The sequence below is a fragment of the Brevibacillus sp. AG genome (assembly GCF_028369215.1).
In the GTDB taxonomy this organism is placed as follows: domain Bacteria; phylum Bacillota; class Bacilli; order Brevibacillales; family Brevibacillaceae; genus Brevibacillus; species Brevibacillus porteri.
In genome coordinates this window covers 215,869-241,073 of the sequence record NZ_JAQMYO010000005.1, presented here as the reverse complement: position 1 = coordinate 241,073, position 25,205 = coordinate 215,869, and the positions used below count along the sequence as shown (strand labels likewise).

Annotated in this window: 24 protein-coding genes and 1 pseudogene; 15 read left to right on the top strand and 10 right to left on the bottom strand. The window is 47.9% G+C overall.

The genetic code is table 11. The features are described from left to right. Positions 1–78: 78 nt before the first annotated feature. Positions 79–981: a DMT family transporter gene (locus tag POF51_RS15020; RefSeq protein ID WP_069847839.1), complete on the bottom strand. Its 903-nt coding sequence runs from the start codon at positions 979–981 to the stop codon at positions 79–81. A 165-nt stretch (positions 982–1,146) separates the two neighbouring features. Here POF51_RS15020 and POF51_RS15015 point away from each other — a divergent pair, with 165 nt between their 5' ends. Continuing rightward, on the top strand, positions 1,147–2,592 hold the full coding sequence (locus POF51_RS15015) for an aminotransferase-like domain-containing protein (protein ID WP_271755669.1): 1,446 nt from the start codon (positions 1,147–1,149) through the stop codon (positions 2,590–2,592). A 48-nt stretch (positions 2,593–2,640) separates the two neighbouring features. On the opposite strand, the gene POF51_RS15010 is transcribed toward POF51_RS15015, so the two are convergent. Continuing rightward, positions 2,641–3,522, bottom strand: a complete 882-nt coding sequence (locus POF51_RS15010) for a LysR family transcriptional regulator (protein ID WP_069847834.1) — start codon at positions 3,520–3,522, stop codon at positions 2,641–2,643. A 125-nt stretch (positions 3,523–3,647) separates the two neighbouring features. Here POF51_RS15010 and POF51_RS15005 point away from each other — a divergent pair, with 125 nt between their 5' ends. Next, positions 3,648–4,430 carry a SagB/ThcOx family dehydrogenase gene (locus tag POF51_RS15005; RefSeq protein WP_271755668.1) on the top strand — a complete coding sequence of 261 codons (783 nt, stop codon included), beginning with the start codon at positions 3,648–3,650 and terminating at the stop codon, positions 4,428–4,430. Between the two features lie 45 nt (positions 4,431–4,475). On the opposite strand, the gene POF51_RS15000 is transcribed toward POF51_RS15005, so the two are convergent. Continuing rightward, complete coding sequence (locus POF51_RS15000; RefSeq protein WP_069847830.1) at positions 4,476–5,192, bottom strand: GDSL-type esterase/lipase family protein; 717 nt, start codon at positions 5,190–5,192, stop codon at positions 4,476–4,478. Positions 5,193–5,349: 157 nt separating this feature from the next. Here POF51_RS15000 and POF51_RS14995 point away from each other — a divergent pair, with 157 nt between their 5' ends. Then, complete coding sequence (locus POF51_RS14995; RefSeq protein WP_170831592.1) at positions 5,350–5,901, top strand: nitroreductase family protein; 552 nt, start codon at positions 5,350–5,352, stop codon at positions 5,899–5,901. 42 nt (positions 5,902–5,943) lie between these two features. Here the strand turns inward: POF51_RS14995 and POF51_RS14990 are convergent, their stop codons facing one another. After that, positions 5,944–6,426, bottom strand: coding sequence for a DinB family protein (locus POF51_RS14990; protein ID WP_271755667.1), 483 nt, complete (start codon positions 6,424–6,426; stop codon positions 5,944–5,946). 144 nt (positions 6,427–6,570) lie between these two features. Between POF51_RS14990 and POF51_RS14985 the strand changes: the two genes are divergently transcribed. Then, on the top strand, positions 6,571–7,494 hold the full coding sequence (locus POF51_RS14985) for a LysR family transcriptional regulator (RefSeq protein ID WP_271755666.1): 924 nt from the start codon (positions 6,571–6,573) through the stop codon (positions 7,492–7,494). 162 nt (positions 7,495–7,656) lie between these two features. After that, a complete protein-coding gene (locus POF51_RS14980; protein ID WP_271755665.1) occupies positions 7,657–8,427 on the top strand; it encodes an ANT(4')-I family aminoglycoside nucleotidyltransferase in 771 nt (256 codons plus the stop codon). Between the two features lie 89 nt (positions 8,428–8,516). Here POF51_RS14980 and POF51_RS14975 read toward each other — a convergent pair whose 3' ends face one another. From POF51_RS14975 to POF51_RS14955, 5 genes are all read right to left on the bottom strand, one after another. Further along, positions 8,517–8,891, bottom strand: a complete 375-nt coding sequence (locus POF51_RS14975; protein WP_069847820.1) for a YybH family protein — start codon at positions 8,889–8,891, stop codon at positions 8,517–8,519. 531 nt (positions 8,892–9,422) lie between these two features. Continuing rightward, positions 9,423–10,157, bottom strand: a complete 735-nt coding sequence (locus POF51_RS14970; RefSeq protein WP_069847817.1) for an amino acid ABC transporter ATP-binding protein — start codon at positions 10,155–10,157, stop codon at positions 9,423–9,425. A gap of 17 nt (positions 10,158–10,174) precedes the next feature. After that, positions 10,175–10,870, bottom strand: a complete 696-nt coding sequence (locus POF51_RS14965) for an amino acid ABC transporter permease (RefSeq protein ID WP_017250607.1) — start codon at positions 10,868–10,870, stop codon at positions 10,175–10,177. Further along, positions 10,857–11,690, bottom strand: a complete 834-nt coding sequence (locus POF51_RS14960) for an amino acid ABC transporter substrate-binding protein (protein WP_069847815.1) — start codon at positions 11,688–11,690, stop codon at positions 10,857–10,859. The genes POF51_RS14965 and POF51_RS14960 overlap by 14 nt, the downstream gene beginning before the upstream one ends. An 80-nt stretch (positions 11,691–11,770) precedes the next feature. Next, positions 11,771–12,598 (bottom strand): amino acid ABC transporter substrate-binding protein, encoded by an 828-nt coding sequence (locus POF51_RS14955; RefSeq protein ID WP_271755664.1) that lies wholly within the window; start codon positions 12,596–12,598, stop codon positions 11,771–11,773. A gap of 817 nt (positions 12,599–13,415) precedes the next feature. On the opposite strand from POF51_RS14955, the gene POF51_RS14950 reads away from it, so the two are divergent. The 4 genes from POF51_RS14950 to abc-f all read left to right on the top strand — a co-directional run bounded on the left by POF51_RS14950 (position 13,416) and on the right by abc-f (position 18,036). After that, entirely contained in the window at positions 13,416–13,817 is a 402-nt protein-coding gene (locus POF51_RS14950) for a hypothetical protein (RefSeq protein WP_017250604.1), read from the top strand. A 13-nt stretch (positions 13,818–13,830) separates the two neighbouring features. Further along, a complete protein-coding gene (locus tag POF51_RS14945) occupies positions 13,831–14,769 on the top strand; it encodes an AEC family transporter (protein ID WP_069847811.1) in 939 nt (312 codons plus the stop codon). 99 nt (positions 14,770–14,868) lie between these two features. Then, positions 14,869–15,666 (top strand): stalk domain-containing protein, encoded by a 798-nt coding sequence (locus POF51_RS14940; RefSeq protein WP_069847809.1) that lies wholly within the window; start codon positions 14,869–14,871, stop codon positions 15,664–15,666. Between the two features lie 444 nt (positions 15,667–16,110). Then, positions 16,111–18,036 (top strand): ribosomal protection-like ABC-F family protein, encoded by a 1,926-nt coding sequence (abc-f, locus tag POF51_RS14935; RefSeq protein ID WP_271755663.1) that lies wholly within the window; start codon positions 16,111–16,113, stop codon positions 18,034–18,036. Between the two features lie 64 nt (positions 18,037–18,100). On the opposite strand, the gene POF51_RS14930 is transcribed toward abc-f, so the two are convergent. Beyond that, positions 18,101–19,396: an MFS transporter gene (locus POF51_RS14930; protein WP_244195817.1), complete on the bottom strand. Its 1,296-nt coding sequence runs from the start codon at positions 19,394–19,396 to the stop codon at positions 18,101–18,103. Positions 19,397–19,460: 64 nt separating this feature from the next. Between POF51_RS14930 and POF51_RS14925 the strand changes: the two genes are divergently transcribed. From POF51_RS14925 to POF51_RS14900, 6 genes and pseudogenes are all read left to right on the top strand, one after another. Beyond that, positions 19,461–19,859 carry a hypothetical protein gene (locus POF51_RS14925; protein ID WP_069847806.1) on the top strand — a complete coding sequence of 133 codons (399 nt, stop codon included), beginning with the start codon at positions 19,461–19,463 and terminating at the stop codon, positions 19,857–19,859. Further along, complete coding sequence (locus tag POF51_RS14920; protein ID WP_017250598.1) at positions 19,856–20,062, top strand: YqgQ family protein; 207 nt, start codon at positions 19,856–19,858, stop codon at positions 20,060–20,062. Before POF51_RS14925 ends, POF51_RS14920 begins: the two co-directional genes overlap by 4 nt. A gap of 247 nt (positions 20,063–20,309) precedes the next feature. Next, positions 20,310–20,729: pseudogene (locus POF51_RS32115) on the top strand (DUF4280 domain-containing protein); the annotation flags it as partial. An 865-nt stretch (positions 20,730–21,594) separates the two neighbouring features. Beyond that, positions 21,595–21,990: a hypothetical protein gene (locus POF51_RS14910; protein ID WP_069847804.1), complete on the top strand. Its 396-nt coding sequence runs from the start codon at positions 21,595–21,597 to the stop codon at positions 21,988–21,990. Between the two features lie 254 nt (positions 21,991–22,244). Further along, on the top strand, positions 22,245–22,832 hold the full coding sequence (locus tag POF51_RS14905) for a DedA family protein (protein WP_069847802.1): 588 nt from the start codon (positions 22,245–22,247) through the stop codon (positions 22,830–22,832). A 214-nt stretch (positions 22,833–23,046) separates the two neighbouring features. Beyond that, on the top strand, positions 23,047–25,089 hold the full coding sequence (locus POF51_RS14900; protein WP_069847800.1) for a methyl-accepting chemotaxis protein: 2,043 nt from the start codon (positions 23,047–23,049) through the stop codon (positions 25,087–25,089). Positions 25,090–25,205: the final 116 nt, after the last annotated feature.

The window sequence follows — 25,205 nt, the reverse complement described above, 5'->3', positions numbered from 1 at the left end:
TTCTTATTACTGACATCGATTGACACCATTTGTTGCATCGATGCGCCAATAGCGACAAGCATGGAAATACTTGCGTTTCTAAAAGGCTTGGTGCTTGACAGTCCTTCTGGATAACCGAGGCTTCATCGTTGCGAGCAGGACACCGATAAGCGTCACAACGCCACCAGCCATCGTCACAAGCGTAGGATCTTCACCCAGCCACACCCAAGCAATCAGTAAAGCGAGCACTGGCGTCATGTAAAGGGAGGTAGTAGCCTCCGAGGTGCCAACGACAGAAGTCACATAGGCGAGGGACAAATAAGCAACAACGCTAGGGAAAATGCCCAAATACACAACACTGAGTGTCACATCCCAAGGCGCTTGGGCTATCGCTATGCCAAGCCCGGGCAAAAAGAAGAGCATACATAAGGTACCTGCCCATAAGGTGTAGGTGGTAAACGCGAAAACGCCATATTTTTCTATGAATGGCTTCTGAAACGCAAAGTAAATGCTTTCGCTAATGGCTGCCAATAATATCAAGAATATTCCGTCTGTTATTTGGAGGGTCTCCCCTGTGCCAATCGTGCAGATGGCGACTCCGAGAAAACTGATCAGTGCACCTAACCAGCCTCTCGCACCGAAATGCTCCCGGAAAAATAGGAGAGCGAGGAGAGCGGAAAAGATTGGCGTCGTCGTGACCAAAAGGCTGGCTACCCCTGCACCTACAGTCATCTCCCCGTAGTTGAGCGCTGTATGGTAAACGGCGAAACCCAAGCCCCCAAGCATAAGGATACCTGGGACATCCTTTAACTCCGGCAGACGGATACGGAAAAAGAGTGCGAGTATCCCGAGAAAAAGAGAGCCGATAAGAAAGCGAAGCAGCGAGAGATGCTCCGGCGAGTAAGCTTGCAGCCCAACGCGAATACCAGCAAAGGCCGAGGCCCATAACAAAATGCTGATAGCATGTGCAGCGAAAATACGACTTCTGACATGATGCAACAAGATAACTTCCCTCCTTTGAATGAAAAAACCAACCACCTATTCACTGTTTCTTCCTTCTTTTCTATGGTAATCAAGAAGTGGTAAAATATCTGCAACCACTCGGCTATCAAAAAAAACAACCACTTTTACCTATTAAGATGAGGAAGATGAAGGGGATCGATCAGGTTGCACAGAGAGAAACGGTTGCCGAAATATCGGAAAATTATTGATTTTATCAAAGGAAAAATTTCGACAGGAGAATGGCCGATTGGCAGCAAAATCCCCAGCCAACGCGACTTGGCACAATCGTTCGAAGTCAATCGGAGCACGGTCATTGCAGCATTGGAGGAATTGACCGCAGACGGGTTGATCGAGGGAAAGCTGGGGATGGGCACTGTCGTCGTCAATAACACCTGGACGCTGTTGGCTACGACACGACCTCCGGATTGGAGTGAGTACGTCAGATCTGGATTGCACAAGCCAAGCATGACGGCGGTTCAAGAAATCAATACGCGTGAATTCCAGGCAGACCTGATTCAGTTGAGCAAAGGAGAGCTCTCCCCAGACATGTTTCCAGTCGAAGCGATGAAGCAAGTCATGGAGCGAGTGACGAGGAACCTAAGCGGATTTGGATATGAAGAGCCGAGAGGGTACCTTCCGCTGCGCCAAGCGGTCAGTGATTATGTCGGACGACAAGGAATTACAGCTTCGCCGTCTTCTGTCTTAATCGTGTCTGGTGCATTGCAGGCACTCCAATTAATTTCGGTCGGGTTATTGCATCGAGGTTCAACCGTGTTTTTGGAACAGCCTTCGTATCTCAATTCTTTGCATGTGTTCCAGTCGGCGGGGATGGAGCTTGCGGGATTGCCGATGGATCGTCAGGGGATGATTGCGCAGGCGATCTATGCGAGGCGAAAACAGGAGCAAGGGGCGATTCTGTACACCAATCCGTGCTTTCATAATCCAACAGGCATCCTGATGACAGAGAAACGCCGGCTGGAGCTGCTGCGTGTATGTGAAGAAGAGCGACTGCCGGTTATCGAGGATGACATTTACCGCGAACTGTGGACGAAAGAGCCTCCACCGCTGCCGCTCAAGGCAAGAGATAAACACGGACATGTCCTGTACATCGGGAGCCTGTCCAAGACACTGACCCCCGGCTTGCGGATTGGATGGGTAGTGGGGCCTGAGCCAGTTATCGAACGCCTGGCAGATATCAAGATGCAGACGGATTACGGAGCCAGCTCGCTTTCGCAGCGAGTGGCGGAGGAGTGGCTTGCGAGTGGTTGGTATGAGAAGCATATGCAGCAGGTGAGAGAGCAGCTCGTCCAGAGACAAGAGGCTGCTATCCAGGCACTCAAGAAGCACATGACGGATCTCGCGACATGGGATGTCCCTTTGGGAGGATTTTTCATCTGGCTGAAAATGAATGGAAAGCTCTCGATGATGGAGCTATTTACAGCAGCTATGCATCAGGGGATATTGCTGAATCCAGGAAACATTTACGGAGTGACGCAAGAAGGATATGTGCGGCTGTCGTATGGATATGCGCCGATCGCCGATTTGGAGACAGGAATTGAGCGACTGAGTCAAATCATCCGTCACTTGTTAAAAAAACACGAAAGAGCTTGAAGGTACAAAGGCCTCTCCATCATATGTGGCGAAGCCTTTTTGTGTACCTTAATGGGTCTGGCGCGTAAGTTCCATGCCTTTTACATATTGCTGGCTGTGAACGGCGAACTCTGCCGTGAGTGGGGAGATCGACTGCCAGTTGCGCACCGCGAGCACCACTTCCCTTGTAATCGGGGGCGACAGAGGGATCGCGACGACTTTGGGGATGACAGGTGGCATGTACAGCTCAGGCATGATGGTGACGCCGATATACTCCTGCACCATGGTCAAAATTGTATACACCTCACGTACTTCAAACGTAACCGTTGGGGTAATGTGATGCTCTTGCAGCATTTTTCGGATGCAGCCATCCTTTGGCATGATAAAACAACGCTCCGCAATTTCGGAAAAACGAAGGGTCTGACTGTCTTTCAGTGGATGGGTATCTGGTAAAATGACCATCATTTCGTCTTGCAAGAGCGGCAACGTTTGCATTTCCTTATCAGGCATTACGGTAAAGGCAATGTCGACAACCGAGCTGTGAAGCCAGTTGCTAATTTCATCACTATCGCCTTCCAAAAGCAGGATGTCCACGGCCGGAAACCGCTTGCGAAAGCTGCCCAAAAGTCCGGGCAAGAAGCGGGAGGCGACGCTGGGGATCGAGGCAATACGCAGGGTACCGGACGAAATCCCGCGGGCTACGTTTGCTTCCTCCGTCATGCAGGATGTGATGTTCAAAATGTCGCGAGCGTGCGCAAGCATTCGCTCTCCTATACTCGTCGGAGTGATCCCGCTGCGACTTCGCTGAAAAAGACTGACGCCGAGCTCTTTTTCCAGGGACTGAATCATTTGCGAGACGGCGGATTGCGTAAAGCCGATTTCTTCTGCTGCCCGCGTGAAGCTTCCAGCTTTTGCTGCGGCGACAAACACTTGCAGTTGGGTAAGCGTCATGTCTCCTCGTTCCTTTTCATTAGTTTTTTCTTATGAAAAATATTATAAATCATTGTTTTACTAATGGAAAAGAGCTTCGTATAGTAAAAGGCATCACCAGTAAGAAAATACGAGGAGGAACATAGATGCATCCCGAATGGCAGCGAATTGCAAATGAATTTATCGAGGCGACCTCTTACCGAGTGGGCGAGCTGGAAAAAGGCTGGGCCTCTCGTTACGATTTTTCCAAAAGACCTGCGACGTATTTGCGTTGTGAAGAGGTATTTGCCCGCATTGATTTGGGCAAGCCACAGTTTCCAGCGTCCGTCGATTTGTGGGAGGTCCTCGCTAATCGAAGATCCAAGCGTAATTTCTTGAAGCAGTCTATGACGCTTAACGAATTGAATCTCCTGCTTTGGGGTACACAGGGCATCACAGATGATATGGGAGACTATCAATTACGCACGACGCCGTCTGCCGGTGCCCTGTATCCGATTGAGACGTATCTGATGATTAACAACGTGGAGGGACTGGAGAAAGGCCTGTATCATCTGGATGTACAGAATTGGTGCTTGGAAGGACTGAAGAGAGAAGACACGTCAGAGATCGCCTATATGTTCACGGAAGAACAAGAGGTAACGAGACGGGCTGCTGTCAATTTCGTTTGGACAGCGATGGTGGATCGCACGAAAGACAAATACAAAGAGCGTGCGTACCGCTATATTTGGTGGGATTCCGGGCACGTGTCGCAGAACCTGCATTTGGTAGCAAACGGACTGGGGCTTGGGGTAACGACAATTGGTCACTGGATGGATCATGACATGAACGAATATTTAGGCATCGATGGCAAGTCCCATTTGTCTATTTTGATGGCATCAGTGGGCAAAATCGCAGGTGGGCATTGGCTGACGGATCGTCGACCGGAATAAGCAGCAAAAAAGGATGGGCATAAGTAGCCGCATCCTTTTTTTCATTCATGAAGGTGTGCCAAGTGCGATGTCATGTGCAGAAAGTGTATCGCGCAGAACGGTCGCCATGAGTTGGTAGCCGAGGACATGCGGATGAAGTCCGTCATCAGCCAATTCCATGCGCAGTGTGATACCATCTGCGTCCGTCATGCGGGAGTGATAATCGACATAGAGACAGTCTGTTTGTTCAGCAATCGCTTGAAAACGTTCATTGATCGTGATGACGAGTTGGTTTCGCTCATGGTTGCGTGCGTATCGGTCCATGCATGTAGGCAAAAGGGAACAAAGAATGGGCTGAATGCCTTGCTCGAGAGCCGCATGCACCATTGCTTCTACATCACTGGTCACCTGCTGGTTAATCTCTTGAGGTGTCAGTCGGTCGGAAGGCAAGAATGTATCCAACGCCCACGTATTGTTAATCCCGATCATGATCACCACGTAACGTGGCTTCAATTGAAGGACATCTGCGGCAAAACGTCTGCGGGCCTGTTCAGTTGTGTCACCGCCGATTCCACGATTCACGATCGTCTGACCCGACCGACCAAAAAAGGTAGCGAGATCCCACCAATGCGTGATGGAATCGCCGAAAAAAACAAAATCGACGGGCTGCTGGTGGAAGAGCAGCGCTTCATTATGAAAGTCAAATTCGTTGCGTCGTCTGTCTGCTGGCGCATCGATACTGAAAAATCCGGGCTTTATGAGAGCTGGGCGCTGTTCGTCCAAGCTACATCCCTCCTCGTCCAAAAGTTTACCATATCCCTGTAAGCGTGGTGTGCAGTTTCGTTTACTTCTTACTTGATTTTGCCGAGTGTACACGATAACATATGTTCTGAATAAGATTGATAACCATTATCAAAGTGTGGGAGTCTAAGAGAAGAGGGTGACCGTTGTGTCCATTGCCAAAATCATTCGAGAGCGCCGCTCTATTAAAAAAGACTATAAACCAGATACTGTGTCCGAAGAACTTGTTTTGGAGCTATTGAATGACGCTGTGTACGCGCCGAACCATGGTATTCGTGAGCCTTGGAGATTTCTGTTTGTATCTTCAGAGAAAAAAGAAGCGTTTGTAGAGAAGTTGATCACCTGCTATCCCCCAGAAGCCCATCAGGCGCGCAGAGACATGTACAACCAACCGGCAGCCTATTTGGTCGTCATCATGAAAGAAGATCCGCGCCAAAAACAATGGGAAGAAGATTTCAGTGCGACGGCAGCTCTCATTCAAAACTTCCAGTTGCTCGCATGGGAGCGTGGATTAGGCGTAGTCTGGAAAACAAACGCGCACAACTGGGACCCGAAGGCACACGCCATCCTGGGTGTTGCGCCAGGAGAGAAAATCGTTGGTTTCCTGCACCTCGGTTTTTTCGATCAGGAAAATGTACCAGCAGCACGCACACGCACATCTGCTGAAGAAAAGTTCACTCGGTTCGAATAAACGAAAAAACGAGACCATTCGAAGGTCTCGTTTTTTTTGCAATTACTTTGCTGCTGCTTCCTGCGCTACGACTTTTACCATGCTTGAAATGATCCCCAGATGGATGGACTCGTGCATGACGGCAAAGTTAAAGACTTCTCCTACCGTCGTAAACTGGAAGGGACCCATTGTAATGGGGGCTGGCAATGCTGCCTCTAGCTCGTCAGGGGTGACGGAGGACAACCGTTCAAGCTGTATGGACAAGTAGTGAATCAGCTCATCTTTCGAGGGTGGTGCAGTTGTCCAGTCAGAAGGCTTCGTTCCCGTCTGAAAATGAGTAGCGTAGGAAGCGGGCAGGTCAGATTGGTAAGGCAAGCCGATGGACAGAAAATGCTGAAAACAAAAGACGATATGCCCGATATTCCAGCGAAGTGTATTTGAAAAAGCGGGGGATTGCACATCCAATAGCTCCTCAGGAATCAACGGAATCTGTTGCAGGCCAATTTGACGAACGGATGTGGCTGTAGTGATCATGCTTTGAGACATGAGACAAACCTCCCTATCATTTTCCTATGATTGACAGCGATCTTACCGTCAACTAAAGTGTACGTCGTAGGGGAAAACGCAACAATCATGCTTTTCCGATTAGAATGATTAGTAAAAATGATAATGGGCACAAGAGGTGAAGCAATGGAGCTCAGGCAATTGGAGTATTTTATGGCAATATGTGAGGAAATGCATTTTTCCCGGGCCTCAGAAAAGCTGTGTACCTCGCAGTCCAATCTCAGTCAGCAAATCAAGTTTTTAGAGAGTGAGCTGGGTGTCCCGCTGTTTGACCGCTTAGGTAAGCGAATTGCGCTGACAGAAGCAGGAAAGGTATTGCTGGAACAGAGTCGGCATGTTTTTTCCCATATCGACTACGCACGCGAAGCGATTGCTGCCATGAAAAACAACGAAGGGGGCACGCTCACGATCGGTGTCCTGCCTGGCGATGCCGATTTGTTGTTTGATGCTCTTCTTGTAGAATTCCACCGCTTGTATCCCAAAACATCCTTATCCGTCATTGAGTCTACAAGAATCGTGGAGCAAATCACATCCGGCGAGATTGATTTGGGCGTGACTGTGCTACCTGAGCCGGATGAGAGAATCACTGTCGTTCCGCTATTTCACGAAGAGTTCGCGCTTGCGGTTCATACCGCACATCCACTTGCCAAGGAAAAGGCAATCAAGTTTGAGCAGCTTCAAGATGTAAAAATGGTGATGTTTCCGTCGGATCATCAAGCGAGACAGCTCATCAATCGCTATTGCATACAGGAAGGCTTTCGCTTGCAGGCTCATATCGAAACAACCACACTCCTGTCTCTATTGACTCTTGTAAAAAAGGGGATCGGGGGCTGCATTCTGCCTAGCTTATTGCTGCAAAACATGAACGACGACGAGATTGCGATCATCAACCTCTTGCATCCGACACCCAGCCAAGACATCTGTTTGGTTTATCGCAGGGACAAATATATGGGGTTTGCCGCTCGTACCTTCATCGATACGCTACAAGCGTATATTCAATCGGCCATCGACAACACTCATGCTCCCACCACGAATAAAAACCGCTCGTAAGATTTTCCTTTCCTTGGTAAAATGCATATCATTACGAACCACGATCTGGTCGATGGGAGGAAGTTCACATGCATCCAAAAAAAGTCCCCCGTTAATCCCGAGGTCCTCCATTCATGTATTTGTGTCAGCTACCCCAAAATAGATCAAGGGAGATGTACGTAAATGAACATGAATGGACCTGTAAAAATATCTCGAAGTGAACGATTTCAAACCTGCCAAGAAATAGCTGCGAGATTACATGAAGTGTACAAAGAAAAAGTTCTCGCCATTGGGGTGTATGGTTCCATTTCTCGAGGGACAGACGGCCCTTATTCGGATATCGAGATGTTTTGTGTATTAGAAGAATCAGGGGAAGAAATAGAATTTAGCTACGAATGGTCAGCGGGACCTTGGAAGGCTGAAGTAAATGTGTGCAGTGCAGATGTTTTGCTGAACACTGCCGCTACTGTCGAAGATGATTGGCCGCTGACACATGGCCCATTCTTTTCTCCACTGAGTCTGTACGATCCGAAGGACTTTTTTGAAACGCTCAAAAAAGCAGCAGAATCACCAGCGCAGGAAGAGTTCACAGAGGGAATCAACGGTATTCTCGTAGGGGAAATGTACGAGTTTATTGGCAAGTTGCGAAACGTAAATCTAAACGGCCCACATACCTATCTGCCCTACTTGGCTATGGAGTTTGCCCAATACGGTGCGATGTTGATCGGGCTGCACAACCGAAAGCTTTACTCGACAGGGGCCAAGGTTTTGCCGGAAGCGCTGGAATTGCCGCATCGTCCGGCTGGATTCGATCAGGTAGCCAGATTGGTGATGGCGGGGGATCTGACTGATCCAGCAAAAATCGTTAGCGCTTGCGAAGCATTCTGGGATGGTCTCCAAGAGTGGGCTGCACAGCATCAGTATGTGATTCATTCAGAGCGAATCCCTTTTTAGTGGATAAATAACAAACGAGACCCCTTGAACGAGGGGTCTCGACTTACCAAGAAAGCCTTGCTTCCTAGCGAGGCTTTTACTTTTGGGGCTTACTCCACTTTGCCGCTCAGATGCTCATGAATGAGCTTCCATTCCTCTGTCTCTGTTTTCGTAAAAATATTCGTAGCTCTGCCACTTCCCGTGACGAATTCCCCGTTGTAATAGCCTTGATATTGATACGTATATACACAGCTAGCGGAACTTTGATCGACAGCAATCCACTGGACATCCGTAGCTGCATAGACTTCATCCTTGATCAGATGCCATGCATTTTCAAAGTAAGCGCCGATCTCACTCATGGATGTACAGGTCTTGTCGGAAAACCAGTAAATGGCGTTCGGATGAAGCATTTTTTCTACATTGGCAAAGTCATGTGTATTGGTAGCGTCAATATATTGCGCTAACGCCTGTTTATACCCTTCCACAAATGATCCCTCTCTCTGCTAAAAATGGTCTATATATCCATATTTTATAGGTTTGCGGCAAAGAAAAAAAGCCCGCCCGATGTAGAAGGGGGCTATTCGGGCGGAAATGGAGGACGTAATGTCCATCGTAGGGTCTGACACATTCATGATAGTTGTCTGATGTTAAGGAAGAGTAGAGAGAACATGAAGCATTTGTTAATTTTAGGTTTTGTATAAATGCGGAGGGCAAGCACCCGTTTTTTTCTTTTTAATCACTGGGATAGACAGGCATCCATACAGGAGAGATGCGGTTGTCATAAGCTGAATGGAGTACCGATCCTTGCCAGCAGAATCGGTGCTTCCATCTGATTTCAATGAGAGGAGAGGTAAATTATGGGTTGCGATCGCGGTGGTTTCGGCTTTTTTGGTGGCGGGTTCATTTGGATTCTCATTATTATTTTTCTCGTGATTTGCTTCATTGATGACTAAGGTAATCTTGCAAAGAAAAGACTCTGTGCTCTCATACAAGAGACAGAGTCTTTTTTCTGGTCCTTACTTCAAATGCTGCAAAAACTGACGTGTGCGCTCCTCACGCGGCTTTGCGAACAAATGGGAAGGTGTATCTCGTTCCACGATGACACCTTGGTCCATGAAAATAACCTCGTCGGCAACTTCCCGGGCAAACCCCATCTCGTGCGTGACGACAATCATCGTCATCCCTTCTTGGGCAAGCTCCTTCATCACCTTCAACACTTCGCCAACGAGCTCCGGGTCGAGAGCGGAGGTAGGCTCGTCAAATAGCATGACTTGCGGGTCCATCGCGAGTGCCCGAGCAATCCCTACACGCTGCTGCTGTCCACCAGACAACTGTGCAGGATAATGGTCCAGCTTGTCACCGAGACCTACTTTTGTCAGGAGAGCAGCGGCTTTCGCACGTGCTTTTTCTTTGTCTACTTTTTTGACAGTGACGGGTCCCTCCATCACATTTTCAAGGGCTGTCATGTGCGGGAACAGATTGTAGTTTTGAAACACCATCCCGGTCTGCTTTCGCAGCTTCGGAATACTTGTTCTCTCTACTTTTTTGGAAAAGTCCAGCTTGACGTCGCCGATTTGGACGCTACCGCTGGTCGGAACCTCAAGTGCATTCAGGCAGCGAAGCAAGGTTGTTTTCCCGGAGCCAGAAGGACCGATGATAACGACTACCTTTCCTTTTTCCACCGAGAGAGAAATGCCTTTGAGTACATGTAAGGTATTGAATTGTTTATGCACATCCGTGATCGTAATCATGCGTTTTCACCTGCTTTTTAGACATAACGGTCCAGCTTGTTTTCGATGCGATCCTGGATAATAGAGAGTATGAAGCAAATCACCCAGTAGATAAGGGCTGCTTCCGCATAGACGAGCAGCGGCTCATATGTCGCAGCGACGACTTCTTGGGCTTTGCGAAACATCTCTGGTACCAGAACGACCGAAGCCAGCGAAGTATCCTTGACCAAACTAATAAACGAGTTGGACAAAGGAGGAATGGAGACGCGAGCTGCCTGAGGGAGCACGACTCTGCGCAGTGCTTGCCAGTAGGTCATCCCCATGGAGTAGGCTGCTTCCCATTGCCCTTTGTGAATGGACAAGATCGCGGCACGTACCACCTCGGAGGAATAGGCACCGACGCTGAGAGAGAAGCCGATGATTGCCGACGGTATCGGATCGATCATCAAGCCGATGCTCGGCAAGCCATAAAAAATGATGAATAATTGGACCAATAAAGGAGTACCGCGAATGATCGATACATAAAAGCGGGCGATGGCAATCAGCGGCTTTATGCCGGATAGACGTGCCAGCGCAGTGAGAACCGCAATGATCAGACCAATGAAAAAGGACGCGATGGCGATTGTCAATGAATAGAGCAAGGCTCCTTTCAACAGAGGAAGAAAGGAGCTTTGCGCGATATCGATCCATCGGTTCAGGCGTTCTGGGTTTTCAAAGAAGCTACTTAGAGACATCTGCACCAAACCATTTCTCTGATATTTTTGCGAGGGTACCATCTTTCGTCATGTCGTCCAGTGCTTTGTTGAATGCATCAACCAGCTCTGTGCTGCCCTTGCGGAAGAGGAAACCGTTTTTCGCTACGTTCGGATCTTTTGCGATAATTTTGATAGGAACATCAGGCTTTTGCTTCATGAAGTCCAACAGGGAAATCCCGTCGTTGATCGTAATGTCTACACGCTTGGAAACAAGCAAATCGATCGCTTGGTTAAAGCCTTCCACACCGACGATTTCCGCTCCGTTTTTCTTCGCGATATCTGTGAGGTTGCTCGTCAATGTTTGGGCTGCTTTCAGACCTTTGATATCCTCGAAGCCTTTTACGGTCGTGTTGTCTTTATGGGTGACAAGGACCGCTGTGGATACGGTGTATGGATTGGAGAAATCGTATTTTTCCTCACGATCAGGGCGGATGCCTACCTGGTTCGCTACGACATCAAAGCGCTTGGAGTCGATTCCAGCGAACATCGCATCCCATTGTGTTTCTTGAAAAACAGGCTCTACTCCGATGCGCTTCGCTACCTCTGTCACGACCTCCACATCATAGCCCGTCAGCTTGCCAGACTGATCGTGGAACGTAAAAGGCGCATACGTGCCCTCGGTTCCAATCAGAATTTTTCCGTCGGCTTTTACTTTTTCCAACAAGTTTTGTTCTTTTTTCTCTTCTGTTGGGGCAGGAGTGGCACTATTTTGCGGTGGTTGTCCCGTTGAAGACGACCCGCAGCCTGCCAATGCGACTAACAGAGTGGAAGCGAGAAGGGAAAAAAATAGTTTTTTCATAAATTAACCCCCACTAAACCGATGTGAATTTGAATAGGAACATACTAAAAGGGACAGACAATTTTGTCAATGACTAAGAATTATTTCGTGATATCTTCGCCGAACCATTTGACGGAAATCTTGGAAAGGGTGCCGTCCTGCTGCATCTCATCGAGCACCTTGTTAATCGCGTCAGTCAGTTCTGTGCTTCCTTTACGGAACATAAAACCGGTTGGTTGGCCCTCTGCATTTTTCGCCACGACTTTGATGGGCGTATCAGGCTTTTGTTTCAGGAAATCAAGTACTGACAAATTATCGTTGAGCACAACGTCCACGCGTTTTTGTGCAATCAGGTCAATGGCTTGATTGAAATTGTCTACACCGACGATTTCTGCCTCATTGGCGCGTGCGAGGTTAGCGTAGTTGCTAGTCATGGATTGTCCGGCTTTTAACCCTTTGATATCCTTGAATTCTTTGACGGTGTCATTGTCCTTGTGAGTAACCAAAACCGCACGGGAAATCGTATATGGCTTGGAGAAATCGTACTTTTCCTGACGATCAGGACGGATTCCTACTTGATTGGCAATGACGTCAAAGCGCTTGGAGTCGAGTCCCGCAAACATGGCATCCCACTGGGTTTCCTGGAACACAGGCTCTACACCGAGCCGCTTGGCAACTTCGGTGATAACCTCCACATCATAGCCGGTTAATTTGCCCGACTGATCATGGTACGTAAACGGAGAGTATGTACCTTCCGTACCAATGACGAGTTTTTTCTCGGCTTTCACTTTTTCTAGCAAATTTTGCGAAGCTGCTTGATCAGCAGGCGGAGTCGTAGGATTCGGCTGAGAAGGAGAACCGGAAGTGCCGCAGCCAGCCATTCCCAGTAGCAGGCAAGATAGTAAGGTAGACAGAATGACTTTTTTCATGTTGTAATCCCCTTTATGTTAATCGGATTTCATGGATTCATAGTAGTGGTCGTTCATGCCTTTGTCAATCTTTAAATTGTTAAATCCTATTTGATTACTTTGAATTGGAGGGGACAAGGTTCTATGTAGCTGCGGTGGGGGGAAGAATATTTCCAGTCTAGGCTCCAGGCTCCGTCCTGCTGGGGGCTAAGACTGTTCGCTCTGAAGGGATTCGCGGGGAAACGCAAAAGTGGTAGCCGCTACGTCGCGTGGGCACGGTTGCGTTTCTGTTGCCCGCGAATCCCTTCTCTGCTCGGTAGGACTCCACAAGTCGCTACGTCTGGAAATATTCTTCTCTGTCGTAACCGATGACATTCTTCAATCTTTTAATGCTTTTAAGACCCGTTTAAGCACGGAAAACTCGTAGAGGAAACAGGAGAAAACAGCGAAGATCTTTGGTACACCGACCGAGACGGAATGCAAAAAGGGAAACATGCCCTTAAGCGTCCACCTCTGAATTACATCCTGAAATGACCACTTTGGACGCGGTTTCGCTTTTTGCATGGAGGCGGGCAGTCAATCCCACAGCGGGTGGGACAAGAAGCTGAGCGTTTTCTCCTGTTTCCTCCCCACCACTACAGTAACGTTTACACTTGTTATCTCTTTTAAGATTCTCCATTCATGCGGGGGCTATGTGCATGAGACGAAAACTTGGCGCAGAAGTAGTGGTTGAGGTTCCTCGTCAAGAAGCGTACAATTAGTACGAATTGAAAGGCCTACAAGCAATGACGTGCTTGTTCTTCATAGGAGAGCGCACCGATAAAAGGAGTCAATCAACATGTTAAACGACTGGCGTATGTATACAGATGGAAGTGGAATGGAGCAAAAGCATGTAGCTTGGCATGAAGTGCTGAAGGAAATCGCTCAATTGGACGGAGTAACGCGGACGTTGGTACACGCAGCGTATGGAGACCATGTGGATTTGGTCGTAGCAGGCGGGAACAACGGAAAAGTATTAGTGCAATGGAAAGAACACGAGCCGGTTGAGCAGCACTTTGTACTTGCGGCAGACAAGCAATCGGCGGTAATGTCCACGCTCGTCATCGAGGGTAGTGAAGTTGCCTTTCCCCTTTCCTGGTGCGTTCCGCTTGAGCAAGTTGTTCCTTTGTGCGGAGATTTGCTACGAACATGTGAAAAAGGGGAGCCGACCGAACTCGAATGGCTTCCGGTAGAAATGTAGGCAGGAGGGCAGCATGGAACTACAAACGTTGCAGCAGTCCATCCTCATCATGGCCGTCATCATTGGGATCGGTAGCTTAATCGGCTACCGGCAACCCTTGACTGCGGACTCCCGCCAACTCGTCATCACGATTATTGTAAATGTTGCCATGCCGTGCATTATTTTAGACGGGATCTTTCAGACAACCATTGATCAACAAATTTTATACCAAATTTTTGCAATATTCTTCATTTCAATTATCCTAAACTGCCTGGGCATTTTCATCGGCTGGCTAGGTGCGCGTGCACTTCCGCTTCCGGTGAAAAAACGTCGGGAGATCGCGCTCTTGTCCGGCTTGGGGAATACAGGCTTCATCGGTTTACCGCTTTGTGCGGCATTGTTTGGACCAAAAGGGGCGCTCTTGGCCGCTATTTTCGACGCAGGCGTGGATGTTGTGCTATGGACAGTGGGTGTGATGATGCTCCAGGAAAAAGGAAGCTTCTCCTTAAAAGGGCTCAAGACACTCATCAACATCCCGATGATTGCAATCGTTTTTGGACTCGGTTCTGCCATCATCGGGTTTGTGCCACCTGAGCCTGTGAAGCAACTGTTTGGAACGCTGTCCAAGCTTGCTTCTCCGTTAGCTATGATGTACATTGGTATGCTCTTGCCTATGTTTTTGCGCAATAAACCGCAAGTGTCATTAAAGCTTTTGAGTATGCCACTCACGTTTAAATTAGTTGTTTTTCCGTTGATGACGGCGTTTCTTTTGTCCGTTTTTTCAATCGACAGCGATATCGTCAGCGTTTCCCTTGTGCAAGTAGCAATGCCCACCCTGACATTGGCCTCGATCTTGTTCGGGCGCTACGCGGCAGATGAGGAGATGGGTGCCATGACGACGGTTTGTTCTACCTTGCTGGCGCTCTTGTCCATCCCGGTTGTTCTGGTCATGGGAAATTGGCTCTTGCACTAATCTCTCGCCAATCTCAGTCATAGTGAAACGAATCAGAGGTAACCTATGTCTAACAAGTAAAGAATGACGAAAATGATGATCAGGGATGGAGGAACAACAATGAAAGGCAAATCGATTTTGGCAGTTGCACTGACACTCCAGATGTTGGCGGTTTACCCTGTGCAGGCAGCAGGGGCTAGCACAGCACAAACAGCGACAACAGCGATCTTAGTAAACGGAGAGCAATCTACCTTGGCAAAAGCACCGATTCTCGTCCAGCAGCGTACGTATGTCTCTGCCGAGGATGCGAGCCGGATTTTAGAAGGCACTTGGAAACAAGACGCAACGAATGGAGAAATGAAGCTGGCAAAAGGTACGCTGACGTTTCAACTGGCTACAGGAAAAGTAGCGTTGAATGGCAAGTCGCTGCAAGATGGGCAGGGCGCAATCGTGCGTGACAAGCAAGTGTATTTGCCGTTGAGATGGATGGCAGAGCAGGCCGGACATCAAATCACGTGGAATGCCGAGAAAAAGGCGGTGGAAATTGTGATGGCCGGAGAAGAGAGTGGTTTTACGCTTGTCGATGCCGATAAGCTGACGGAACAGGAACGTACATTTATTGACTCGGTAAAAGAACAGCAAGGCATTCACAAGCAGGGAGATCTTTATGTCATCGCACGCGGGTCCTCACCGAATCCTGGCTACGGACTGCAAGTAACCAAAGTCGAGCAGAGCTGGGAGCAGCTTTTTGTGTATGTCAAACAAACGCTGCCTGATCCGGGGAGAATGTACCCGCAAGTGATTTCCTATCCGTACTTGGCGGCAAAAGTGAAGCTGCCACCTTACACGACGATTGTCTTCTTGGATGCAGAGACGAAGAAGCCGCTGTTTGCCACAGACGGCAACGGAAGTCGATAAGAAAATCGGGCAAACGACGTAGAGGATCTGCTATAGCAGGCCCTCTTGTTTTTGTGTGACTCCTGATGTAAGATATGGTTGTGATTTCCTATCCCTTGAGAAATGGAGGTGTGTGTACGTGTTCGGAACTCTGCAAGCATGGTTTGTGGTAGAAACTTCCAGTATGACGCATGATTTTGTATTCAACGGGACCAGTCTGTCCTTTTTTGCGCATACAACTGAACGGAGTTTCCATAGGCGTACCATGCATCGATCAGGGACGGTTTGTTCTTGTCTATAATGGGTAACTGACGTAAGGTCGGTCCCTTTCACGATGCCGCAGGTAATGGCCTGCGGCTTTTTTGCGTCCACTCGCACGTGCGGGGTGGTCTCAAAAATTGTGCCGGGGCCACCAGGAAATCCATTATTTTGAACCGTTACCAACATCCCAAGGAGGAAACAATCATGATTATTGTCGCGACGCAGCAATTGCAGAAATCGTACGGAGCAGATCCGGTTTTACAAGATATCACGTTGGAAATCAAGGCAGGAGAACGCGTTGGGATCGTCGGGCCGAATGGAGCAGGCAAAACCACATTGTTCAAGCTGCTGGCAGGTATCGAAGGTCCCGATTCGGGTGAGCTTTTTCGGGCAAAAGGAACGATTTGGGCGTACTTACCGCAAACGCCGCAGTATCCGGCTGAGTGGACGGGGACGGATGTTGTAGCCAGCGCGTTTGCCGATGTCATCAAGCTACAGGAGCAGATGCGCGAGCTCGAGCAGCAGATGGGGGTGCTTTATGAAAATGAACAAGAGCTAAACCGCCTCATGCTACGCTATCAAAAGCTGCAAGATGAATTTGAACAACGGGATGGCTATCAGTGGGAGACGAAAATGACCCAGGTGACACAGGGCTTGGGCGTTAGTGCAGAACTGTTAGCGACACCGTTTGCCCAACTCAGCGGTGGGGAAAAGACAAAGGCTGGCCTTGCAAAGCTACTCTGCCAGCAAAGCGATGTTTTGCTCTTGGATGAGCCGACCAACCATTTGGATGTGGAGTCGATGGAGTGGCTAGAGGAGTTTTTAAAAAATTATCAGGGTACGATCCTGATTATCTCCCATGACCGTTATTTTTTGGATGCGGTCGTCACGTCTGTCTATCATGTGGACGGAGGAGAAGCCGAATTCTATATTGGCAATTACAGCGCATTCGCTACGGAGCGTGAAGAACGATTGCTGCGCCAGTTTGCCGCTTATCAGGAACAGCAGAAGCAAATCAAGAAAATGAAAGAAACGATCAAACGGCTCAAGGAGTGGGGCAATCGTTCCAATCCGCCGAACGAGGCTTTTCACCGAAGGGCAAAAAGCATGGAAAAGGCGCTGGCGCGGATTGAGCGTATCGAGCGACCGAAAATGGAAGCGGATCGCATGGGCTTGCAGTTTATGAAAACCGACCGAAGCGGGCAGGATGTGCTGAAAGCGACGGGGGTACAGAAAACATTTGGCGGAAAACAGTTGTTTGCGGACGCTAGCTTTTTGTTGCGCTACGGGGAGCGAAAAGCGCTGCTTGGACCAAATGGCTGCGGGAAATCTACGTTGATTCGCATGCTACTAGGAGAGGTTGAGCCAGACGTAGGTACGCTCAAAATTGGCAGCAGCGTTAAGGTGGGTTACTTGTCACAGCAAGCTTTGGAAGGGGATCAAAATCAGCGGCTGATTGACGTTTTCCGTGAGGTAGCCAGAGTGACAGAGCCGGAAGCACGACATTTACTGGCACGGTTTATGTTTTACGGCGAACAAGTTTTCAAGCGGATCGGGCAGTTGAGCGGCGGAGAGCGGATGCGACTGCGCTTGGCCCAAATGATGCATCAGGAAATCAACCTGCTCATTCTAGACGAACCGACCAACCATCTGGATATTGAAGCGCGAGAAACATTGGAGGAAGCGTTGGCGGATTTTCACGGATCGTTGTTTATCATCTCGCATGATCGCTATTTCCTGCAAAAGATGGCAGATGGTGTGTTTTGGGTGGAAAATAAGCGGCTGGTTCACGATGTGGGTACCTATGAGGAAGCAAGGGAAAAGCAAAAGCAGCGGATCGCAGCTCGTGCCAGTAAGCTGGAGGAACTAGAGCGAAAGCAGCCAGCAGTCAAGCAAGTTCAAGAGACGGCCGTGACGAATGCGACAGCCAAACGTCCGAATCCATACAAGCTGGCAGAGCTTGAACAAAAAATAGCTTTGTTAGAAGAAAGAAAAGGTGAATTGACAGCCTTGCTCCAAAGTGAAGGGGCAGATTATGAGCAGTTAGTGGCTTGGCAACAATCGATCAATCAGGTGCAGCAGGAGATAGAAGGAACCTTTTCGGCTTGGATGGAGCTACAGGAACAGTAGGCTGCAATAAAAATAGCACCGCCAGCAAAGTGTTGAATGCTGGCGGTGCTTCATTTTGTATCGCTTACGATTGTGCTTGAGTGCTTGGTTCTGGCAGGCGACGATAGCCGCTGACGAACCAGAGAAGGAGTAATACCATCAAGACTCCTCCGAGGAAGAACGGACCGCTGTGGGAGACCTGGTAAACCGCTCCACCAGCTAATGGACCCAAGATTCGTCCAAGGCTGTCCATCGAGCTGATTGCCCCACTCGTTACGCCTTGTCCTTGCGTCGTCCGTTGGGTGATCATCGCTGTGGCTGTCGCTCTGATCATTCCTTGTCCCGCTCCGAATAACGAGAGGATCAGCGCCAGCACCCAAAAATTACCCGACAACGGAATGGCAAAAAATCCAATACCGTAAAGAATCATCCCAATGACGAGGACGCTTGCTTCCCCTAGCTGCTTGACCATTCTTCCGATGAGCCCGCCTTGTACTGCGGCAGCGATCAAGCCCATGACGAGAAACATATAGCCGAGGTCTTTGGAGGTAAAACCGTACAAATCACTTATGTACAGGGCAAAAGTCGTTTCCAGTCCGGAAAAAGCAAAGGAGACGGTGAACAAAATACCGTACAGCAAGGACATGGAACCAAACAAAGAGACAAGCGGATTTTGCCGCTGTTCTTTTTGCAGATTCGCCCGCTTTTCTTTCGGCAAGCTCTCCGGCAAGGCAAACAGGATCAGGAAAAACGTAAGCAACGCCACGATACCCGAAGCGTAGAAGGGAACGGCAAAGCCGAATTCACTGAGCAGTCCACCAATTACCGGACCGAAGACAAAGCTCAGTCCAATCCCGGCGCCAATGATTCCCATCCCTTTTGCACGTTCTTCTGAAGGGAAGAGATCCGCCACCATAGCGGTTACGGTTGGCAATGCGGCAGCCGAGACGATTCCACCCAAAATGCGATACAGGAGCATTTCCGTATAACTGTCAGCTAGTCCAAACAGGATAAAGGTGATGGAAAAGCCGAACAGCCCGAATGATATGAGTGGCTTTCGCCCGATTCTGTCTGAAAGTGCTCCCCAAATCGGTGCAAACACCAGCTGCATAATATTGTAGCTGGCAAAAAGCACGCCGATTTGAAACGATGTCGCACCCAATTTTTCCGCGAAAAAGGGAAGAATGGGGATAATGATGCCAAAACCGAGCATGATGAAAAAAGCAATAAAGAACAAGAGGGCAAGGTGCTTCTTATTCACTACGTCTACCTCTTTTCGCACAAAAATCTTTTCAAGCGGATTGTTTGCTTTTTCCACCTTACGTGAAGGAAAAGGTGAAGTCAAGCCAGCAACGTGGGCAGTTCTGGCGAGACGTGCTATAATAGAAAAGAAATAAGAATGGCTACTTATATTGTCAAGTATATATCCATGAGGTGTTTGTTACATGTCTACTGCGATGCTTTACTACCTAGCCTGGCATGAAGATGATTGGCTGGATGAAGTGCTCGATCGTTTTCCTGAGATCAACGCCCTTGTGCCTTCGGTCAAAACGTTTGAGTTGCTGGCTAAACAAAGAGAGTCCGGAGAAGTTGAGCGAGCTGTCCTCGTCCTGAATGCGGCTGTCGAACAGGAGAGATGCAAGGAGTTTTTACGCTTGTGTCAAGAACACCCACAGTTGTCCGTGGACCCTTTGTATATCGTCGGATTGAAACCGGAAGAGGAGGAGGCGTGGCAAGAAGCGTATCCACACGCGAAGATCATCGTCATTACCGGCTTTGCTGTCGAGTTTGATTACGATGCCGTCCTCGCCAGGATGGAAATCGATCTGGAGGGAGCTCATTGAAAATAAACCCGAATGAATTCGATTTGAAGGCGTTTCTGCACCGTTTCGGATTGGTTATTTATACTGGCGATCCTGAAGGGGATTTGCTGTTGATAGAAGATGAAATTCGGGAGCTATATGAGCTGAATGTCATTGACAAGGAAGAGTTCATAGAAGCCATGTCAGCGTTGCGCAGCAAGCGAAAGGTTGAGGGAATAGAATAAAGAGTAAGAACGTGTTTGCCAAGCCGTGTGTATGCGGGAGATGGTAAGCACGTTTTTTTATTTTCGATACCCGTTAGTGAAATGTAATTTCGCAACTTTCTACCTATTTTTTCTGATTAGTCCAGTTTCCGATATCTATTATGTGGGCATTATTTCCTTATTTATATATAGATTGGATTTCGGTCGTCATCTCTTAGCACAAGCATCTTCCATCTGTATAGGACCCTTACAGAGAGGAGGAGACTGTATGCCCAATATTGAAGGTATCTCCGTCCAGAAATCGAATGCGGAACGTAAGAGTTATGTGGTTGTTGGTGCCATTTTATCATGCAGCAGCGGAAGTCAGTTAAGTCGGCTGAAAATGCCGTTCAGTCATGGTGTTTTTGTAAAAGGGAAGCCGCAAATGAACATCATGGACTTTGTTCCCAACATTAATATCATGCCATTTGGAAAGTGCAGCAACTTGAAGAATCCCGCTGTCGCTTCTGCTACCGCAGCAAATAACGGTGTACTAACACCGATGCCGTGCACACCTGTGATGACCATGCCATGGATAGATGGCAAGCCGGATAAAGTGGTCGGTGGACACCCCGCATTGCTGAACAAATCCACGAATATGTGTTTCCATTGCGGACTGATCAAGATTGAAGATGATGGGCAGGATTTAGGTGGTGTAACGATAGGGAATCAGTCGTCAGCAAACAGTGGACCTTCAGATGTCGGTTTTGGACAAGGACCTGCTTGCGAGAAGCCACAGGAAAAGCCAACCATGTGGGACAACTTCGTCAAAGGAATATCAAAGCTGGGAGATGTTCCTGCTGCAATGCAAAAAGCGGCAAGTGAGCTGCCAGGAGCTTTGGAGAAAGCCGCAAATGATTTGCCGAAAGGTTTGCAAAAGGCGGCAGAGGATTTACCTAAGGGTGTAAATCTGTTTGTGCAAGAAAGCTATGTTAAGCCAATACAGGAAGACTTGGATACGTTGCGGGATGATCAGCTAAACCTCGCCGATGCAGATGCAGTCGGTGGGATTGTTTTTGCGGCACTTACGGTGGGAAGAAGTAAAAATGCTGAGGATTTATGGGATGGGTTAGCGAATGTAAATAAGAGGAAGGGTGATATTAATAAGAATACTAAATTTTCCGAGATGGGTGAAGAGCAACAACTGAATATAGCAAAAGAGTATAGGAAGAATGCACCGATCGAAATACCTGAAAATGCAAATATGAAAGCAAAGTCAATGAACGATGGCTATGAACAAATAACTTACAAGTGGAATGACGGGACATATAAGTATGAAGTCCGGTGGCATACAAGAACCTCTGGAGCGCCGGTTGATCAAGGAAACACCTGGGTAATTCAGAGAACTATACCTGGTAGTGGAGGACAAAAACCAAAGTCATTTTACAAAACTGGAGAAAATGAATGGGTGGAAGGGTACAAATGGTATGAAGCAATAGCTGCTAGAAAAGCGGGAACCGCTACACCTGAACAAGTAAGAATATTAGATCAAGGTCATTGGAAGGAGTAATATTATGAAATCAGAAGCGATAAATGATTTATATTATGTTGGATTTGAAGGAGAGCCTGAGATAATCTTTATGTATGAAAAATCAAATGAAGTGCAAGTGCTCAAACTTTGGAATGGGTATTTTGAATCATTGCTAGATTGCTTGGTCCAACAGGCTCCCGTTCAAGATGGAATATTACATGAATATTACGTTCATGAAGGATGGTATGAAGAAAGTCCTTGGGAAATCACAAATGTTGAAAAAGCAGTACAATTGTTTAAATCATTTGATGTTAAGAAAGTTACAGAAAATGAATCAAGTAATATTATTCCAGTGCTCCCGGCTATTACAATGGATATTATTATCTTTTTAGAGCAAGCAATTCAAAGTGGAAATAGAGTGTTTATTGTGTACGAATAAGTGCTTGTGCAGACCAGTTTCCAATTTTAATAGCTAGATCGTACAATACAATCCAAACCAAACAAAAAACTTGACAACCAAGCATGATTCATTTTCAAAGCTCATTCTACTTTAAACACAAAGGAGGAATGAGCTTTTTTGCGCACTTCGTAAGAAATTCTTCAGAAATCCTTATTCATTTCTTAAGGAATTCTGTCTTCTTTTGAAAGGTTTACCCGTTAGGATAGAGTGCAGAGAGAAAGGAGGCGGCACAGGTGGAGTTTACAGGGTATTACGAGCTATTCTGGGAGATGGTTACAGGCATGCTGGGAAAATTCATTCCTGATGAGATTACGGTCATGACCGTGGGGGCGCAGATTGCCAATACAGGAGCGGACTTTTTTACAGCATTTGCGGTCATATACCCCGTTTTTTTCCTTGTTTCTTACGCGGGGTACTTACTGGGAGCGAAGGCATTTAGCTGGATGGTCCGGAATCTGGGCTTGCGTGCTGATTTCCTGTCGGCATTGCGCGGGTCAATGGGCTGGCTACTTGTTTTTGGTATCTTTCTTCCGATTATTCGTCATATCGTGCCTATTCTCGCCGGTGGCAGCCGAATGCCGTTTCGGCAGTTCCTTCTATTCTTTTTGCCGAGCAGTATCGTTTGGACCTTGCATTACTTTGTCGCAGGCTATTGGTTCTCCGATCAACTGGAAATAATGGTTGCGGGAGTTTATCATTATAGCAAAATTACGTTGACGATCGTTTGTTTCGCAGGGTTTTCGTTCCTCATGATTCGCCAGTTGCAGCGTCTTGGTGGAATGAAAGAACCTCGAACGAATAAGCAACCACCTGTTTCGTAATCGATACGAATTCCTAGAGTATGGCGTCTACTATCCACGAACTTTTCGGATGGCAGGCGCCTTTTTGTTAGGTAGATTTATTTTCTTTATGTTCTGACGTTTTTAAAAGTTTGTAAAAAAAGAAGTTTACATATGGTAATAGTGGGGTAGATTACCAAATGTCGTCGTGTCATGAATTTCCATTTTTTCAATTTGTGTGATTGGAGGCTTTTGCATGAGGAGCATAAAAAATGTGCTGGTAACCATTTTGGCTGCCATCACCATCGGTATTTTTATTCTTCAGCTAGTGTTTGGTTTTCTCCAGTTTGAGCAAATTATCTCGAATGAAGTAGAAGCAAAGCTACAAATGCAGGTAGCCAAAGAGGCGGCTTATCTGAATGGTATGCTGGACAAGACAGGCAAGCTCTCGGAAACACTCACTTATTCTGTCTCTCATGGCTCGAAGGAAACCATCAAGCATCTCGAAGGGACGCTGGTCGATGTCGTAGCGTCTGAGCCGTTGATTGTGGGCGGTGGATTTTGGATGGAGCCATACAGCTTCGACAGCTCGCAAAAGCTGTACGGCAGGTACGCTATCCGCAATAACGACAAAGTAGAGCTCGATCCGGCTTACAGCGACGGTAGCTATGATTATCTTGCGCAGGATTGGTACAAAGCGGGGATGGTTGACAAACCATATGTGTGGACTGAGCCATATGCCGATCCGATTTCCAAAGTTCCTATGGTTACAGCCATTGCGCCCATTAAAGTGGGAGGCAAGATCAGCGGTACGACGACATTGGATATCGGACTTACGGAGCTTAACAAAAGCGTCGAAAATCTGAAGGTTGGCGAAACAGGTTACGGTTTTATCGTTTCCAAATCGGGCATTTACGTTTCCCATCGCGATGCACAAAAGAACTTGCAAGTGAAAATGACGGACGAGTCTGAGACGGGGCTTAAGGACATTGCCCAAAACATTACCGAAGCAACCGCAACGGGGATGATCCAGGCTACCATAGGTGGGCAAAAGCAATACGTCACCTTCGCTCCAATCGGGGAAACGGGCATGACGCTAGCTACTGTCATGCCCGCAGCAGAGATTAATGGGCCGATTACCCAATATCTTTACATCAGTCTGATTATTTTTGGTGTCTCCATCAGCATTTTCCTCGTGTTCTTGTACTGGTTCATTAATCGTCAGGTAGCACGTCCACTGCTGCAACTGAAAGCAGGCATCGTTAATTTGGTGGAAAAAAAGGATTTAACCCAGACGATCCCAATCCGGAGAAAGGATGAGATTGGCGACGTAGCGACTGCAGTGAATGCATTCATTGAAGATCTGCATGGAATGATGAAAAATATTAGCGGCTATACCGGTCAAGTAGGAACAGTCTCGGAAACCTCCACAAAGAAGGCTCATGAAGCAAGACTTGCCTTTGGCCAGGTGGCCTCGTCGTTCCAAGAAGTAGCAACCGGCACGGAGAATCAACAGCATAGTGCCGAAGAAAGTGCGCGGGCTATGGAAGAGATGGCGATCGGTATTCAGCGGATTGCCGAAGCCTCCTCCACGATGGCCGAATCATCGAAACATATGGCAAACGAAGCGGTGGCAGGCAACCAATCCGTAGAAAAGGTGTCAGGACAGATGGATTCGATTAATCGATCCGTAAGCCATTCTGCCGATGTCGTTCGTTCGCTGGATAGCCGCTCAGCAGAAATCTCACAGATCGTGGAAGTAATCGCAAGCATCGCATCCCAGACGAACCTGTTGGCACTCAATGCGGCGATAGAAGCTGCTCGTGCAGGTGAACAGGGCAGAGGTTTCGCTGTGGTAGCGGATGAAGTGCGCAAGCTGGCAGAGCAATCCAACGACTCGGCCAACCAAATTGCCAACCTGATTACCGAAATCCAGCGGGAAACGACGTCAGCGGTACAAGCTATGGATGAAGGAACACGCGAGGTTGAAACGGGAATCCAGATCGCCCATGAAACAGGGGAAGCATTCCGCCGAATCATGGATTCTACCCAGGATGTAGCGGATCAGATTCAGGAAATTTCCTCGGTTGCAGAGCAAATGTCAGCAGCTACGGAACAGGTGACCGCATCCATTTTGCAGTTGTCTTCCATTGCAAAGGAATCTGCCGCAAGTGCATCGAATGTGGCTGCTTCAACGGAAGAACAGCGCATCTCGATGAACCAGCTCTCTACATCCGCAGAGCAATTAAACCAGATGGCAAAGGAATTACAACAAATGATCAACCGTTTCACAATCTAACCACTGTTTGCAAAAAAATGCAAAATGATGAGCTGCTGCTATCATACGATGGGAGCAGTTCGTTTATTGACAGAAAAATACAAGTCAGAATATAATGAATACGAAATAAAGCAAAC